This is a genomic window from Halococcus thailandensis JCM 13552, assembly GCF_000336715.1.
GTDB lineage: Archaea > Halobacteriota > Halobacteria > Halobacteriales > Halococcaceae > Halococcus > Halococcus thailandensis.
In genome coordinates, this window is the sequence record NZ_AOMF01000171.1 from 95,059 (window position 1) to 109,790 (window position 14,732).

At 63.5% G+C, this 14,732-nt stretch carries 16 protein-coding genes; 11 read left to right on the top strand and 5 right to left on the bottom strand.

Annotated elements, in window-relative coordinates; all coding sequences use genetic code 11:
- The first annotated feature begins 147 nt into the window (after positions 1-147).
- Both priS and C451_RS16790 read left to right on the top strand, forming a co-directional pair.
- Entirely contained in the window at positions 148-1,326 is a 1,179-nt protein-coding gene (gene priS, locus C451_RS16785; RefSeq protein ID WP_007742417.1) for a DNA primase small subunit PriS, read from the top strand.
- Positions 1,323-2,189 (top strand): hypothetical protein, encoded by an 867-nt coding sequence (locus C451_RS16790; RefSeq protein ID WP_007742418.1) that lies wholly within the window; start codon positions 1,323-1,325, stop codon positions 2,187-2,189. The genes priS and C451_RS16790 overlap by 4 nt, the downstream gene beginning before the upstream one ends.
- Here the strand turns inward: C451_RS16790 and C451_RS16795 are convergent.
- The gene (locus C451_RS16795; protein WP_007742419.1) at positions 2,186-3,553 is read right to left on the bottom strand and encodes a geranylgeranyl reductase family protein; all 1,368 of its coding nucleotides are present in this window, start codon (positions 3,551-3,553) and stop codon (positions 2,186-2,188) included. The two genes, C451_RS16790 and C451_RS16795, sit on opposite strands and share 4 nt — an antisense overlap.
- A 106-nt stretch (positions 3,554-3,659) precedes the next feature.
- Between C451_RS16795 and C451_RS16800 the strand changes: the two genes are divergently transcribed.
- Positions 3,660-3,980: a 2Fe-2S iron-sulfur cluster-binding protein gene (locus C451_RS16800; RefSeq protein WP_007742420.1), complete on the top strand. Its 321-nt coding sequence runs from the start codon at positions 3,660-3,662 to the stop codon at positions 3,978-3,980.
- 33 nt (positions 3,981-4,013) lie between these two features.
- Here C451_RS16800 and C451_RS16805 read toward each other — a convergent pair whose 3' ends face one another.
- The 3 genes from C451_RS16805 to C451_RS16815 all read right to left on the bottom strand — a co-directional run bounded on the left by C451_RS16805 (position 4,014) and on the right by C451_RS16815 (position 5,804).
- On the bottom strand, positions 4,014-4,280 hold the full coding sequence (locus tag C451_RS16805) for a hypothetical protein (RefSeq protein WP_007742421.1): 267 nt from the start codon (positions 4,278-4,280) through the stop codon (positions 4,014-4,016).
- Positions 4,280-4,912, bottom strand: coding sequence for a DUF7344 domain-containing protein (locus tag C451_RS16810; protein ID WP_007742423.1), 633 nt, complete (start codon positions 4,910-4,912; stop codon positions 4,280-4,282). Before C451_RS16810 ends, C451_RS16805 begins: the two co-directional genes overlap by 1 nt.
- 112 nt (positions 4,913-5,024) lie before the next feature.
- On the bottom strand, positions 5,025-5,804 hold the full coding sequence (locus C451_RS16815; RefSeq protein ID WP_007742425.1) for a helix-turn-helix transcriptional regulator: 780 nt from the start codon (positions 5,802-5,804) through the stop codon (positions 5,025-5,027).
- 350 nt (positions 5,805-6,154) lie between these two features.
- Between C451_RS16815 and C451_RS16820 the strand changes: the two genes are divergently transcribed.
- The 3 genes from C451_RS16820 (at position 6,155) to C451_RS16830 (ending at position 8,529) form a co-directional block, all read left to right on the top strand.
- The gene (locus C451_RS16820) at positions 6,155-7,075 is read left to right on the top strand and encodes a SipW-dependent-type signal peptide-containing protein (protein WP_007742428.1); all 921 of its coding nucleotides are present in this window, start codon (positions 6,155-6,157) and stop codon (positions 7,073-7,075) included.
- Between the two features lie 104 nt (positions 7,076-7,179).
- Complete coding sequence (locus tag C451_RS16825; protein WP_007742431.1) at positions 7,180-7,866, top strand: TasA family protein; 687 nt, start codon at positions 7,180-7,182, stop codon at positions 7,864-7,866.
- 108 nt (positions 7,867-7,974) lie between these two features.
- Positions 7,975-8,529, top strand: a complete 555-nt coding sequence (locus C451_RS16830) for a signal peptidase I (protein WP_007742432.1) — start codon at positions 7,975-7,977, stop codon at positions 8,527-8,529.
- Positions 8,530-8,614: 85 nt separating this feature from the next.
- Here C451_RS16830 and C451_RS22160 read toward each other — a convergent pair whose 3' ends face one another.
- The gene (locus C451_RS22160) at positions 8,615-8,977 is read right to left on the bottom strand and encodes a hypothetical protein (protein WP_152420489.1); all 363 of its coding nucleotides are present in this window, start codon (positions 8,975-8,977) and stop codon (positions 8,615-8,617) included.
- A gap of 49 nt (positions 8,978-9,026) precedes the next feature.
- Between C451_RS22160 and C451_RS16840 the strand changes: the two genes are divergently transcribed.
- From C451_RS16840 to C451_RS16860, 5 genes are all read left to right on the top strand, one after another.
- Positions 9,027-10,721, top strand: a complete 1,695-nt coding sequence (locus tag C451_RS16840) for an AMP-binding protein (protein ID WP_007742435.1) — start codon at positions 9,027-9,029, stop codon at positions 10,719-10,721.
- Positions 10,722-10,845: 124 nt separating this feature from the next.
- Positions 10,846-11,190, top strand: a complete 345-nt coding sequence (locus C451_RS16845) for a glutaredoxin family protein (RefSeq protein WP_007742436.1) — start codon at positions 10,846-10,848, stop codon at positions 11,188-11,190.
- A 94-nt stretch (positions 11,191-11,284) separates the two neighbouring features.
- On the top strand, positions 11,285-11,869 hold the full coding sequence (locus C451_RS16850) for a DUF7110 family protein (protein ID WP_007742437.1): 585 nt from the start codon (positions 11,285-11,287) through the stop codon (positions 11,867-11,869).
- 225 nt (positions 11,870-12,094) lie between these two features.
- Positions 12,095-12,340 (top strand): DUF7127 family protein, encoded by a 246-nt coding sequence (locus C451_RS16855; protein WP_007742439.1) that lies wholly within the window; start codon positions 12,095-12,097, stop codon positions 12,338-12,340.
- Positions 12,337-14,607 (top strand): CDC48 family AAA ATPase, encoded by a 2,271-nt coding sequence (locus C451_RS16860; protein ID WP_007742440.1) that lies wholly within the window; start codon positions 12,337-12,339, stop codon positions 14,605-14,607. Before C451_RS16855 ends, C451_RS16860 begins: the two co-directional genes overlap by 4 nt.
- Positions 14,608-14,732: the final 125 nt, after the last annotated feature.

The following is a 14,732-nucleotide window of genomic DNA, read 5'->3' on the forward strand; positions in this document are numbered from 1 at the left end:
GCCCTTTACCGAGCCACCCACTGCTCGTTTATCCAGAACTGATTCGACGGGAACTTCTCCATCGTCCGATCCGATGGCGAACGAGGAGGTCGGCTGCCGTCGTCGAGACGGCAACGTTTTGCGTGGTGTTCTCGAATAGGTCGCCCGATGGAAGAGCGCACGCGCGCGTATCTCCGGGGGCGCTTTCGCGACCATTACCGCCGGACGGAGCCGACGCTGCCGCCGGACGCCGACGCGCGCGAATGGGGCCATATCCCGTGGACCGCCGGTCCCGGCACCACGATGGTGCGCCACAACTCGACGCTCGATCTCGGCTCCCTCCCGGATTTCCTCGCGCGCGAGCGCCCCCGTCACGTCTACTTCTCGGCGGGGCGATACGACGATCCCGGCGCGAGCTCGATGGCCGAGAAGGGCTGGCGCGGCTCCGATCTCGTCTTCGATCTCGACGCCGACCACCTTCCGAGCGTGGAGCTCGGCGCGGACTCGTACAAGGAGATGCTCGAAAAGTGCAAGGCCGCACTGCTGCGCCTGCTCGATTTCCTGGAGAACGACTTCGGCTTTCGGGATCTCACGATCGTCTTCTCGGGCGGGCGCGGCTACCACGTCCACGTCCGCGACGCGGGCGTCCAGCCGCTCGAAAGCGACGCGCGCCGGGAGATCGTCGACTACGTCCGCGGGATCGGGATCGACATCGACGCGCTCATCTCTCACGAAGCGGTCGGCGGCACGGCCGGCCGGAGCAGTCCGGCCCAGAAGCGCACGCTCGACACGACCGGCGGCTGGAGCCGGCGCGCACACCGCTATCTCCTCGACTTCGTCGACGAACTGCTCGCCATGGACGAGGACGACGCGCTTGCCCGCCTCCGGGAGTTCGACGGCATCGGCGAGGGTAAGGCCGCGGCTGCACTGCGCGCCGCACGGACGAACGGCGACGAGATCGAGGCGGGGAACGTCGACGTCCATCCGGCCTTCTACGCGCTCGCCGAGCGACTGTTCCCCGAGGTGGTCGCGGCGGACAACGCACCGATCGACGAACCCGTCACCACCGACACCAATCGCTTGATCCGCCTGCCGGGCAGCCTCCACGGCGGGAGCGGGCTCTCCGTCGAACGGCTCGCACGCGACGAGATCGAGGGGTTCGACCCGCTCGTCGACGCGATCCCGGCGACGTTCCGCGGGCAGGAGATCACCGTCGAGTGCGAGGAGGCAACGACCACGGAACTCGCTGGCGATAGCTTTACGGTGCCGGCGGGGACATCTCACGTCCCGGAGTACGTCGGCGTGTTCCTCATGACGCGCGGCACCGCCGAGAAGGGCGAAGAATGAACCTCGGAGATCTCCAGTCGACACGGAGCAAGGAGCGCCAGAAGGACAGTCTCCAGCATCTGCGCGAGGATTTTTACAGTGACGTGGGGGCGTTCGTAGCCGAACTCAGAACCGAACGCGAGCGCGCGGCCGAGGCCACCGACGACCCCTTCGACGCGCCAGAGGTCCGCCGACTGACCGACGACATCGAGACGGCCGAAGACACCGTCGAAGCGATCTACGAGCGCCGTGTCGGCAAGCTCGTCAAGCTCGCCAGCCTCGCCGCCGCCGGCATGCCTGCGGAGAAAGACGGGCTCACCGAGGAGGAGCGCGACCTGTTCGGAACGCTCGTCGACGCGATCGAGTCGAACCGCGAGCACGTCCTGGACGACGTTCTCGTCAACAGTGCTGGCGCGACGACCGACGCCGCACCAGGCGGCGAGAACGCATCAGACGGTGTCGATGCACCCTCGACGGCGGCGACCGAGCCGCCGACAGCACCCGAATCCGTCGAACCGGAGGCTGCGGAGGGGACGAGCGGGCGGGAATCCCCGCCGGAAGCTGAGGGCGGCGTCAGCGCGGCCGACGTGATGGGTGGCGAGACGTCTGATTCCATGGAAGAATCGGCAGCCGAACCCACACCTGAAACTACGCAGGCTTCGCCCGATACGGCCGACACAAGTGTGGAATCGGATGAGGATGCTGCGGCTGACGACGCAGGGCGAGAAACGGAGCGAACGACCGTTCGCATCACGCGCGACGTCGGCGAGATCCTCGGGGCGGACGAGCGGACGTACGATCTCGCGAGCGAGGACGTGGTGACGCTCCCCGACGTGAACGTGACGCCGCTGCTGGAGCGCGACGCGGCCGAACGGCTCGATTAGTATTTCGCGCTTGCGCCGGTCGTCGCGTAGATGACGTCCATCAGCCCGTCGCGCTGGGCCTGCCAGGATTCGAATTCGTCGGGATTGTCGGGATACTCCTCGTAGTGGTCGAGCAGGCGGTCGGCCTCCTGTTTCGTCTCGTAGAGATCGAACACCGTCTTCCAGTGGCCGAAGCTCTTGATCGCGGTTCTGATCTTGAGCGGGAGATCGATCGTCGCGCTGCCCGAGTAGAGCGCGTCGGAGAGCTTCGCCGCGGGCAGGGCGGCCAGCAGGCCGGTGAGGTTGTTGAGGCCGGTCGCCATCACGAAGATGTTGTAGACATCGAGTGCCGCGTAGCGCCCGCCGAAGTGGTCCATCACCCGCTCGTTGTACTCCCAGAGCGCGTCCTCACTCACGTCGCCGTCCTCGATGGCGTCGATGGCCGCCTCGCCGGCGTATTTGCCGGCGTAGGCTGCTCCCGCGATCCCCCCGCCCGTGGTCGGGTTCACGTGGGCGGCAGCGTCGCCGATGGCCATGAAGCCGGGGGCGACGCCCGAATCGTACGGCCGACGTGTCGGCAGCGCCGCGCCGAGCTTGTCCTTGACGGTGGCGTTTTTGAACTCCGAGCGCTCGCGGAGATCGCGCCGCAGCGCCTCGACGAGCTCCATCGGCTCCTCGCTCATCTGGAAGCCGAGCCCGACGTTGATCTCGGTCGGCGTCCGCGGGAAGTACCAGAGATAGCCGGCCGCGCGCTGGGTTGGCTTGAGAACGAGCGCGTCCTGCCACTCGACGGGCTCGTCGACCTCGACGATCTCGCGGTAGGCCGAGGAGAACTGCGAGTAGTTCACGTTGGTGTCGAAGGTCGCGTCCGCGAGATCGGCCTTGTCCTGAAGCACGGAGAGCGCACCGGCGGCGTCGATGACGAGTTCACTCTCGTACTCGACGGGCTCGCCCTGTCGCTTGCCAGTCAGGCCCGTCACGCGCTCGTCGTTCTGTTGGACGTCGTTGACGACGGTGTCGTAGTGGATCTCCGCTCCTGCTTGCTTGGCTCCCTCGATGACGAGCTTGCCGTATTCGAGTCGGTCGATGACCGCGAGTTCGCCCGGAACGGGGATGTCGAGGACGGCGTCCTCCTGAGGGATCTCGAAGCGGCCGTGATCGACTGCGGTGTTGGTGAACGAGGGTGCGATGTGGGATTTCGGGATCGCCTCGGGGAAGGCGTCGGCTCCCTTGAGCGCGTCGCCACAGGCGATGTGGCCGGCCTCGTCGGCCGTTTTGCGCTCGACGATGACGACAGCGTAGCCCGCTCGCGCGAGGGTCGCGGCGGCGTAGCAGCCGGCGGTCCCCGCGCCGACGATGGTGACGTCGGGTTCGTGCGTTCGCATTGGGCGATGGTCGAGGGGCGGGTGGAAAACTCTTCCCACCCGTCGCGGCCATCCCGTCGGCCGACATGGGTAAAGGGTTTTGTCGGGGCCGGCTGGAGTGGAGGGTATGACCGAGCACACCGTCGAGTTCGTTTCGACCGGCGAGACGATCACCGTCGCCGAGACCGAGACCATCCTCTCGCGCTGTCTCGAAGAGGGGATCGCCCAGGAATACTCCTGTCGGGTCGGGATGTGTCTGGCCTGCTCGGCCGAGATCGTCGAGGGCGAGGTGACGCAGCCGGCCGCTCGCGGGTTCTCCGAGCGCGAGGCCGAGGAGTACGCCCTCACCTGCATGGCGCGGCCGCTCTCCGATCTGAAGCTCGATCGAGGGAAATATCCGCCGAGCATCGAGCCGGAGAGCGGTCAGCCCGCACCGGCCGACGACTGATTCTCAGGTCGGGGTTCCGCCTGCCAAAGCACACTACAGCGCGAGTGGGACGTTATCGATAATCCAGCCGAACAGGCCGGCGAGAGACGCTGCGAGGAGCAGATAGGTGAACATGACGAGCGCGTTCCGGCGGGGTGCTCGCTCCCGGATGCCGGGGAGTCGCGAGATCGCGCGAACGACCGCCATCGACGGAGTGCGATCGTCGTCGCTGTCGTCGATCGATTCGCGTGGTTGATCGGATACCGTGTCGCCGTCTCCTCGGCGGCAGGCGGTCGTCGTGACCGCCTGAACGGGATACATCAGCGCTCCGGTGCGTCCGGTGGCGTATCGGCCGCACCGAGCTGCATCCGTCGGTCGTAGTAGCTGTGGACGAGTGCCGAGAGGAAGACGACGCCGGCGACGAGTGCGGCCCACGCCAGCTCGGGCACTAGTTCGAAGCCGGTGAGCCAGACGCCCCCGACGCCCGCGAGCGCCATCGCCGACAGGCCGAGATAGTACCGACTCCACGGGATGTCGTCCTCGCCGACAACGTCGAGATAGACGTCGAGACCGTCGGCCGCCGCGGTGAGCGAGACGGTACCCCGTGCGTCGTCGAACTCGATGACACCTGCCGAATCCATCTTCGGCAGGTGGAACTGCTGGAGGGCGGTGTAGACGCGCTTTCGCTCGGCCGCACTGAGATCGACCCGCGGAACGTCGTTCTCCCACGCGGCGACCTGTTCGGCGAGATCGCCGATGTTCGCCGTTCGTTCGTGCTGTTTGAGCGAGTGCAGTGCGTACCGCCGGCGGTGGTTGCTCAGTACGTCGAAGAGCGCATCCCGTGAGAGATTTCGGCCACTCCGATCGTTCTCGTCCGCCCCCACCGGCTCCGCCGACGGCTGTCCGTCGGTCACGTCCGGTTCGGCTGGAGGGTCGCTTGTGGCCGTGCCCATGTCTATCCCGTTTGTTGGATTCACTATCAGTGTACTTCCTGCACAGCGTGCAGGGGATGCACACCGGCTGTGCGTGGCTTTCCCTGTTGGAGAGTGACTTCTCGATGAACGTTCACGATACGCTGAAGCCGTCGGCGTGGCGCTTGTAGCGTCGATACTGTTCCAACGCCCACTCACGCACCGTTTCGTTGGTCGTTTCCAGCAGCGCACGCGGTTCATCATCCTCGGCAACGACGATCTGTACTGTGTCGTCGAACACTCCGAGCGAGTACGGCAACGTTCCGTCGTAAGCGAACAGTTCGAGTCGTCCGGTCGCCTCCATTTCACCCCACAGATCGGCGTATTCTTGGGCCGAACAGTAGAGCTCCGCGATATCCGGCTCGACGACGAGCTCGCCCTCCGCGCCGTTACCGACGATCTGCTCGTTCGCTGCCTCCGTTGCGTGCAGCCCGGTAAACGGGAGTACGACCCGATACCACTCCGTTTCCTTGATGAGCTGCACCTGCTTGTTGATCATCGCGTACGGATCGCCAGGCTGTGCCAGCGTGATTTTCGACTCCGCGAGCAACGAGAGATCGAGGTCGAGCGTGTCGTCGGGAACCCACCGCATGAACGATCGCAGTTTGTCCGTGAGCTCCACTTCACTCACGAGATCGGCGAACGCCTCCGCGACCAGCTCGCCCTGCCGGGTGATCGTACACGTCCCGTTCGTCCGGCTGACCCAGCCCTGCTCTTCGAGCGCGTCGAGATTTCGACCGATCGTCGTCCGCGAGGCATCGATTCGATCTCCGAGTACGTGTTTTTCGAGCGTACCGTTCTCGCACAGCAGATCGAGTATCCGCACGCGATGTTCCGACCGTGCGAGCAGTTCGATGGTGTCGATTGCACTCATATACCAATACGAAACACGGTATCACTTAGATTTGCACTCTAGCTAACTAGATCTCGCCGATCTGTTCTGACAACTCCCCCTCTCGTGAGCATCGATGCTCGTTTGGCTGTCGATACACCGATTCAGGCCGTCTGTACTGCTCTTCAGGCTCCCTTTACTGCCGTTCAGGCCGCGTTTGCGCCGCTTCAAACGATGCCTGCGATTCGTTCAGGCGGCGTGATACAATGGGGGTGGGAGTCATGGCCTCAGGTAGCGCGCCACGCTGCATCGATGTCGATGTTCGCGGGGCGTGCAGCGACGGCGGACGATGGTCCCCGCTGATGGGGAACGGAATACGGAGATCCAAGACAATGGCAGACGACAACGACAAATCACCGCTGACCCGGCGACGGGTGCTCGGCGGCATGGCAACGATCGGTGCAGCAGGCGCGCTCGGAGCGGGCTCGTGGGCCGCGTTCAGCGATCGGGCGCAAACAGATGGAACGTTCACCGCTGGTGAGCTCGACGGCAAGATCAGCTACGAGGCGAGCTACAACGGTGAAACCGTCAATTCGACATCTGGGATGATTCAGGCAAACCCTGATGCTGATCACGTCGCATTAAGAGTCAATGACCTGAAACCGGGCGACTACGGTAGTCTCGTGTTCGGACTCCAAGTCAAAACCAACCCCGCGTGGGTCGCCTCATGCGTGAGTACCGAGAACGACGATGGTGAACTCGACGAGCACATGCGCATGATCCCGTTCTACGATACAAACGTCAGCTCGTCGTTCTTCGATCCAACCGGGAGTGGTCCTCCAAATAAGGTGGAGATCGGGAGCGGGACGCTAGATGCATACTGGGACAACTCTACTGACAACCTGAGTGCGAGAACTGTGAGCGACATTACGTCTGCGGGGCTCTCGCAGGGCACGCGTGACTGGCTGAACGACGACAACTCGGGCGGTACTCTCGAATCTCCGCCCGATGGCGCTCCTGAGATGGGGGATGGCTGCGTACTTCTCAATGGTCAAGCACTCGACGACAGCAACGATCAGGGCTTCGAACCGTTGCCACCCGCGGGCGAGGGCGGGAAGATCAACTTCGGTTACGACTGGTCGCTTCCATACGAGACCGGTAACGAAGTCCAGGGAGACAAATTGGACATCGTGTTCAGCTTCGACTTCATCCAAGCACGTCACAATGGCGATCCGACGGATGGGTCCTACAATCCCGGCGAAAACGCATCTAGCGATCAAAGCGAGGGAGACAACCTAAACGGCGGAACCTGAAACGCCAGCAATGACCGACTGGCGACCGCACAGCGCGCTGCCAGCCCCATTGGCAGTCGAAACGCTCCCAGCGCGTGATTTTTCGAAACAACAACAGAACACAGATGACCGATGAAACCACACGACGACGCGTACTGACGGCGATCGCCACCGCTGGCGGGATCGGCGCGCTCGGGGGTGCCGGCACGTACGCAGTCTTCAGCGACACCGCGAGCACGAAAGCGACGTTTACGAGCGGATCGCTCGACTTGCGCGTTCACTACGACCGGACATACGTGGGCGATGACGAACAAACGGATTCAGGGATTATCGACGGCCAGGGATCGACCGAGTTGCCCGGTTATAGCGAACTCATGACCGGTGATTCCGGGCAACTGAAGTTCTGTTTCGAGCTCGCCAACAACCCGGCGTACCTCTGGGCTTGTGGCGAGTTGACCACCAGTAGCGACCTCGCGGATGCGATAGAGGCCACGGTTCGCTATCGCGACCAGGATGGGACGAAGGGGAATCCCATCGGTGAGAAGAATCGGAACCTCAGTAGTGTGTTCTCGGCACTCAACGATGGACTTCCGCTCGATTCCAAGGGTCGGGATCGCGATGCAGGCAAACAGACTGCGTACGAGCCGAGTTCGTCGGGCGAGACTACCGGACCGTGTCTCTGCATCGACTGGAAACTTCCTGACGATACCGACGCCACGGTTCAGAACAAGGAGTTCGGATTCGATCTCCGATTCCACGCGATGCAGGCCCGTCACCACGACGGGACGAACAATCCGTGCACCGGTGACTGAAACAGCGATATTGATTGTGATGATGACACCGATACAAACGACGAAGCTCGAACGAACTCGGCGATCGCGATCCAGAGGACAGCAATCTGGGAGACGGGAACCACGATCATGAACACGCCAGATCGCGGGACGATCTTGCGGTTTGTCGTACTGATCGTGTTGATCGCACTAGTTGCCCCGTTTGCCCTTTACGCCGTACCGAATGCCGTCGGCGCAGATCACAGCTACGTCGTCCTTTCGGGGAGCATGGAACCGGCGATTTCGACGGGCGATGCCGTCCTCGTGGCCGAACAGTCACCAGCATCTATCGAGCGCGGTGACATCATCACATTCGCTACCGAAGACGAGGCAACCCCAACAACTCATCGCGTCGTTGAAGTCGTCCAGACGGACGAGGGCCGAGAGTTCGTCACGAAGGGTGATGCAAATGAGAACCGAGACCCGCAACAAGTATCTGATAGGAATGTCATCGGGGCACTCGCGTTCTCGATCCCATTTATCGGATACGTGATCAAGTTCGCAGGCACCCAGATGGGGTTCCTTGCGCTGGTCGGGATACCACTCGGACTACTGATACTCGGAGAGATCTACGATCTCGCGGTCGCAGCGCGAAACACGCCGACAGAGACGGACGGGCCGACAGATGTAAACACGGAGGATTGATGATGGAGCGAACCCGACTCATCACAGTTGTCGCGGTGTGCGCTATCGCCATCGCAGGTGCCGGCGGTGGTGCCGTTACCTATGCTCAACTTGGAGATTCAGCAGCCGGCGAAGTCTCTTTCTCCTCTGGGACATGGAACACCACTGCGAACACGACAACGAGCGTAAACGGAACGAATACGACGTCAACTGCAACCGAGACTACGACGGAGTCCAGTGTGACCACAAGTTCCACCACGACTTCGGTACCGATGACCACCGAAGCAAACGTGACGGACACGTCTACAGAGACGAGCGCGAAAACGACCGCTATCACGACATCCACTCCGTCGCCAACCGAGACTACGGAGTCATCCACGTCTGCACCCGAAACGACAACCGACGGGACGACGGTCGAAACCACAACTGCCGAGACAACAACGACGAACGGGACGACGACTTGAACCACCGGGCATAGCCGCAGACGGGTTTAGACACGACGCGAGCTACCACGAACCATGCCCGACGCCGCGCCGTGGTTCGACGAGTACGAACAGTTCGGCATTCCGGAAACCCTCGAACCGTATCCCGACGAACCGACCCACTCGTTTCTGTACGAGAGCGCCGACGCCCATCCCGAGCAGGGGCTGGTCCAGTTCGGACAGAAACTCACGTATCCCGAACTCGCCGAGGCGGTCGACAGGTTGGCGAGCGCGCTCGCGGATCGCGGCGTCGGAAAGGGCGATCGCGTAGCGACCATCCTGCCGACCTCGATCCAGTTCGTGCTCGCCGACTACGCGATCTCGCGGGCCGGCGGCGTCCACATCCCGAACGACGTTCTCGACGCCGACGACGACCTGCGCTATCGTCTCGAAGAGGGCGATCCAGCGGTACTCGTCGGGCTGGACGACCACCGCGAGCTGCTGTGTTCGCTCCGCGACGACCTCGATCTCGACCATCTGATCCTTACCGATATCGCGGATTACTCCGACGATCCGCCGAGCGATCACGACGACGTCGCTGGTGCTGAATGGTTGCCCGACGTAATCGAACGCGCCGACGACGAGCCGCCCGAAATCGACTTCGATCCCGAGGAGGACGTCCACACGCTGCTGTTCACCGGCGGCACCACCGGCCGACCGAAGGGCTGTCTGCTCACCCATCGCAACGTCACCGCGAACGCCCTCCAGGCGACGGCGAACATGAGTCGGATGGCACAGCTGATGCGCGGCGGCGAGACGGCGCTGATGGCGCTGCCGCTCTATCACGCCTACGGCTACTCGGTACTGCACTCGCTGATCGAGCTCGGGCTCGATGTACTCACGGTTCCCGACGCGCGCGATACGGGGACGATGCGCGATCTCATCGAGACGCACGATCCGGTGATCATGATGGGCGTGCCCACCCAGTTCATGGAGATCGTCGACGAGGAGCTGGGACAGGATATCATCGGCATCTCGGGATCGGCACCGCTCGCGAGCGAGACGAAGGACGCCTTCGCCGAGCAGAGCACGGGCGTTTCACAGGGCTATGGACTCTCCGAGATGTCGCCGATAACGCATTTCAACACGCGTGGGTTGCTCGACATGATGACCGGCGGCAGCTCCGACGATGGCGGGTTCGACCAGCCGACCATCGGCGTACCGGTGCCCGACACGGAGGTAAAGCTCGTCGACGTCGACTCCGGCGAACCGATCCCGCTCGACGAGGCCATCGATGACGAGCGCGAGGGCGAGCTGTATCTCAACGGTCCGCAGCGCATGCAGGGCTATCTCGATGCCGACAAGCAGCCCTTCGACGACGAGGGGTTCGTGAGCACTGGTGACGTGGCCAAGATCGACGAAAGCGGCCGGTTCTACGTCGTCGATCGCGTGAAGGACATGATCAACGTCTCCGGGCTGAAGGTCTACTCCGAAGAGATCGACGAGGAGCTGTTCGGCCATCCGGGCGTCAAGCGGCCGGCGACGATCGGGGTTCCCGATCCCGAGCGCCCCGGGAGCGAGCGCGTGAAGGTCTACGTCGAGCCCGATCCCGACTACGACGGCGATCTCACGGAAGGAGAGATCGTCGACTATCTGGAAGGTCGTGTCGCAAAGCATGCCGTGCCCGCCGCGGTCGAGTTCGTCGAGCAGGTTCCGCTGACGGATATCGGCAAGACCGACAAGAAGGCGTTGCGTGAGCGCATCGGGCCGGCGACCGAGACTGCCGAGTAGCCCGGTTGATTTTCCAGTCCAACTGATAGAAACGTCATGATATCGGGGAGAAGTAGGAGGGGGGGGGTAGTGGAGGAACATCGGCGGCACAATGCATTTGACCGAACGCCCCCTATGCAAGGTCATGCCGTTCCAACCCGACAGCGGACTGGAGCAGGAGACCGTCACCGAGCGCGTCGATGCGGCGATTGACGAGAACGAGGTGGTGCTGTTCATGAAGGGCAACGAGCTGATGCCCCAGTGTGGCTACTCCGATCGCGCGCTTGGGCTGATCTCCCAGTATCGCGACGAGTTCGAGACGGTGGACGTGCTCGAATCGATTGACGAGTATCGGACGGCGCTCGAAGCCCACAGCGGCTGGACGACGACGCCCCAGACCTACGTCGACGGCGAGTTCATCGGCGGCAGCGACGTGTTGGCTGAACTCGACGAGCAAGGCGATCTCGAACCGGCGCTGGCCGGCGAGTGATGGCGATGGACGAAAGGCAGGGAATATACGTCCGGACCACCGATATACCGACGAACGGGCAGCGTCGGCAGCACGCCCGACTGCCGGTGATACCATGAAGGACTGTGTATTCAAACTCCACTCGACGCTCGAACTGCCCCTCGAAGACCTGCACGAGTTCCTCGACGATCCGCCCCTCCCCGAGGAGCTCGAATCGATCGATCTCACCCGTCGGAACAACACGCTCATCGTCAGCGCCGTCGCCGAGGACGACTCGCTGAGTAAATACACGCCGACGGCCCAGCTGAAAGCCAGCGTGTCCGAAAACCGGGTCTACGAGGAACCACCAGAGGAACAGAAACCGCCCGCCGGCGGCCCGCGCTGGGGTGGCGGACCCGGCGAAGAGGACGAGATGCCGCCCTCCGAGCTCGTCGAATACGCCTGTTTCAAGGGCGACCGGGAGACCGTCCTCCAGAACACCGCCGTCCAGTACGCCATGTTCGAGGTGCTTCGTGACATCGCCCGGATCGCCGAGAAGGGCACCCTGACGGCGATCACCGCCTGCGAGGGCGATCTCACCGCCACCCGCATCGTCGACGGCGAGGAACGACCGGCCTCCCTCGAAGTCGTCGAGGATCCCACCGAGGGGCCGGCAGCGAGCAAGGGCGTCGACTGGCGCAACAACGAGTTCATCTCGTAGCGACCGGCTGCAAGCCAGTATCGCGGCTCCGCAGTGGGCGGACGACCGAAACCGCTTCTCCACTGATCGATCCACAGTTCAGCGCCCCAGCTACCGATATCCTCTTTCGTTCCGAGCCCCAACCAAACCCTGAACCGCAACCCCATCGTTCTCCCTCTCTTCCCGACACGGGGGTGCCGATTTCGAGAAACGTTTATATAGTAGTAGCACTAACTCAGAGTTAGGATGACACCAACACTCCAGCAGTTCGATGACCGAGACGGGGACGCGTTGAGCCGGTACGAGTACGACGCGTCGGTCGTCTACGCGGCCGATATCGGCTCCGACGCCGACGAGGCGACGGTCGATATCGTCGACAACACGGTGATGATCGTCAGCGGCGACGAACAGGCCGACTTCGAGATTCCGGAGTCGGGAACGGCCGAAGCGACCATCAACAACGGCGTGCTTACCGTCGAGGTGACGCAATGAACCTCACGATCAAACCGCTCAAACAGAAGGACGCCGGGCGCGGACTGGCGGCGGTCGACCGCGCGGCGATGGACGACCTCGATCTCGAAAACGGCGACTACATCCTGATCGAGGGTGGCGAGGGTCGCGCCATCGCGCGCGTCTGGCCCGGCTACCCCGACGATCAGGGACAGGGCGTGATCCGCATCGACGGCCAGCTCCGCAGCGAGGCCCAGGTCGGCATCGACGATCGCGTGAGCGTCGAGAAAGCCGAAGTCAAGCCCGCCCAGTCGGTCACGGTGGCGCTGCCCCAGAACCTCCGCATCAGGGGGAACATCGGCCCCTACGTCCGGGACAAGCTCTCGGGACAGGCCATCACGCAGGGTCAGACGATCCCGTTCTCGCTCGGCTTCGGGCCGTTTTCGGGCAGTTCGGGCCAGCGCATCCCCCTCAGGATCGCCGAAACGAACCCCGACGGCACGGTGATCGTCGCCGAGAACACCGATATCGAGATCAGCGAGAAACCCGCGGAGGAGATCGTCTCCGACGCCCAGAGCGGCGACGGCGGCGGGACCACCCCATCGGTGACCTACGAGGACATCGGCGGACTCGACCGCGAGCTCGAACAGGTCCGCGAGATGATCGAACTGCCGATGCGCCACCCCGAGCTGTTCCAACAGCTGGGCATCGAACCGCCGAAAGGGGTTCTCCTGCACGGCCCGCCCGGCACGGGGAAGACGCTGATAGCGAAAGCGGTCGCCAACGAGATCGACGCCCACTTCGAGACGATCTCGGGTCCCGAGATCATGTCGAAGTACTACGGCGAGAGCGAAGAACAGCTCCGCGAGATGTTCGACGAAGCGGAAGAAAACGAGCCGGCGATCGTCTTCATCGACGAGATCGACTCGATCGCGCCCAAACGCGACGAGACCTCCGGCGACGTCGAACGTCGTGTCGTCGCCCAGCTCCTCAGCCTGATGGACGGGCTCGAAGAGCGCGGCCAGGTGACGGTGATCGCCGCCACCAACCGTGTGGACGCGATCGACCCCGCACTGCGCCGTGGCGGCCGGTTCGACCGCGAGATCGAAATCGGCGTCCCCGACAAGGAAGGGCGCAAGGAGATCCTGCAGGTCCACACGCGTGGCATGCCGCTGGCCGACGGGATCGATCTCGACACCTACGCCGAGAACACCCACGGGTTCGTCGGCTCGGACATCGAAAGCCTCGCCAAGGAGTCGGCGATGAACGCGCTGCGGCGGATCCGGCCCGAGCTCGATCTCGACGAGGAGGAGATCGACGCCGAGGTGCTCGAATCGATGCAGGTCACGCGCGACGACATCAAGAGCGCGCTCAAAGGCATCGAGCCGAGCGCGCTCCGCGAGGTCTTCGTCGAGGTCCCGGACGTCACCTGGGAGAGCGTCGGCGGTCTGGAGGACACCAAAGAGCGCCTCCGCGAAACCGTCCAGTGGCCGCTCGACTACCCCGAAGTGTTCGAGGCGATGGACATGAACGCCGCCAAGGGCGTGATGATGTACGGCCCGCCCGGTACGGGGAAGACCCTGCTGGCGAAGGCCATCGCCAACGAAGCCCAGTCGAACTTCATCTCGATCAAGGGCCCCGAACTGCTCAACAAGTTCGTCGGCGAATCGGAGAAGGGCGTCCGTGAAGTGTTCTCCAAAGCACGCGAGAACGCTCCCACGGTGATCTTCTTCGACGAGATCGACGCGATCGCTGGCGAGCGCGGCCGCAACATGGGCGACTCCGGCGTGGGCGAACGCGTCGTCTCCCAGCTCCTCACGGAGCTCGACGGGCTCGAAGAGCTGGAGGACGTCGTGGTGATCGCCACCTCCAACAGACCCGACCTGATCGACAGCGCACTCCTGCGCCCGGGTCGGCTCGACAGACACGTCCACGTCCCCGTGCCCGACGAGGACGCCCGCGAGGCGATCTTCGATGTCCACACGCGCGACAAACCACTCGCCGACGACGTGGACCTCGACGATCTCGCCCGGCGGACGGAGGGCTACGTCGGCGCGGACATCGAAGCCGTCACCCGCGAGGCTGCGATGGCCGCAACCCGCGAGTTCATCCAGACTGTGGATCCCGAGGATCTCGACGGCAGCGTCGGCAACGTCCGTATCGAGGACGAGCACTTCGACCAGGCGCTCGACGACGTCACGCCGAGCGTCACCGCCGAGACCAAGGAGCGCTACGACGAGATCGAGGACCGCTTCGACAGCGGCGAACCCGCCACCGAGGAGCGCGAGGTCGGCCGGACCTTCCAGTAGGCAACCTCCACTTTTTTACGACTCGGGTCGGCTCACTCCGTTCGCCGACCGCTCGTCGCAAAAACCTGGACTAAAAACTGCCGCTCGCAAACCGCGCTCACTTCGTTCGCGCGGATGCACACTCT

Excerpts from the sequence above, each read along its gene's own strand:
- C451_RS16820 (WP_007742428.1), top strand. The coding sequence starts at position 6,155 with ATGGCAGACGACAACGACAAATCACCGCTGACCCGGCGACGGGTGCTC.
- C451_RS16850 (WP_007742437.1), top strand. The coding sequence starts at position 11,285 with ATGAAGGACTGTGTATTCAAACTCCACTCGACGCTCGAACTGCCCCTC.
- C451_RS16815 (WP_007742425.1), bottom strand. The coding sequence starts at position 5,804 with ATGAGTGCAATCGACACCATCGAACTGCTCGCACGGTCGGAACATCGC.
- C451_RS16840 (WP_007742435.1), top strand. The coding sequence starts at position 9,027 with ATGCCCGACGCCGCGCCGTGGTTCGACGAGTACGAACAGTTCGGCATT.
- priS (WP_007742417.1), top strand. The coding sequence starts at position 148 with ATGGAAGAGCGCACGCGCGCGTATCTCCGGGGGCGCTTTCGCGACCAT.
- C451_RS16810 (WP_007742423.1), bottom strand. The coding sequence starts at position 4,912 with ATGGGCACGGCCACAAGCGACCCTCCAGCCGAACCGGACGTGACCGAC.
- C451_RS16805 (WP_007742421.1), bottom strand. The coding sequence starts at position 4,280 with ATGTATCCCGTTCAGGCGGTCACGACGACCGCCTGCCGCCGAGGAGAC.
- C451_RS16795 (WP_007742419.1), bottom strand. The coding sequence starts at position 3,553 with ATGCGAACGCACGAACCCGACGTCACCATCGTCGGCGCGGGGACCGCC.
- C451_RS16845 (WP_007742436.1), top strand. The coding sequence starts at position 10,846 with ATGCCGTTCCAACCCGACAGCGGACTGGAGCAGGAGACCGTCACCGAG.
- C451_RS16855 (WP_007742439.1), top strand. The coding sequence starts at position 12,095 with ATGACACCAACACTCCAGCAGTTCGATGACCGAGACGGGGACGCGTTG.
- C451_RS16800 (WP_007742420.1), top strand. The coding sequence starts at position 3,660 with ATGACCGAGCACACCGTCGAGTTCGTTTCGACCGGCGAGACGATCACC.
- C451_RS16860 (WP_007742440.1), top strand. The coding sequence starts at position 12,337 with ATGAACCTCACGATCAAACCGCTCAAACAGAAGGACGCCGGGCGCGGA.
- C451_RS16825 (WP_007742431.1), top strand. The coding sequence starts at position 7,180 with ATGACCGATGAAACCACACGACGACGCGTACTGACGGCGATCGCCACC.
- C451_RS16830 (WP_007742432.1), top strand. The coding sequence starts at position 7,975 with ATGAACACGCCAGATCGCGGGACGATCTTGCGGTTTGTCGTACTGATC.
- C451_RS16790 (WP_007742418.1), top strand. The coding sequence starts at position 1,323 with ATGAACCTCGGAGATCTCCAGTCGACACGGAGCAAGGAGCGCCAGAAG.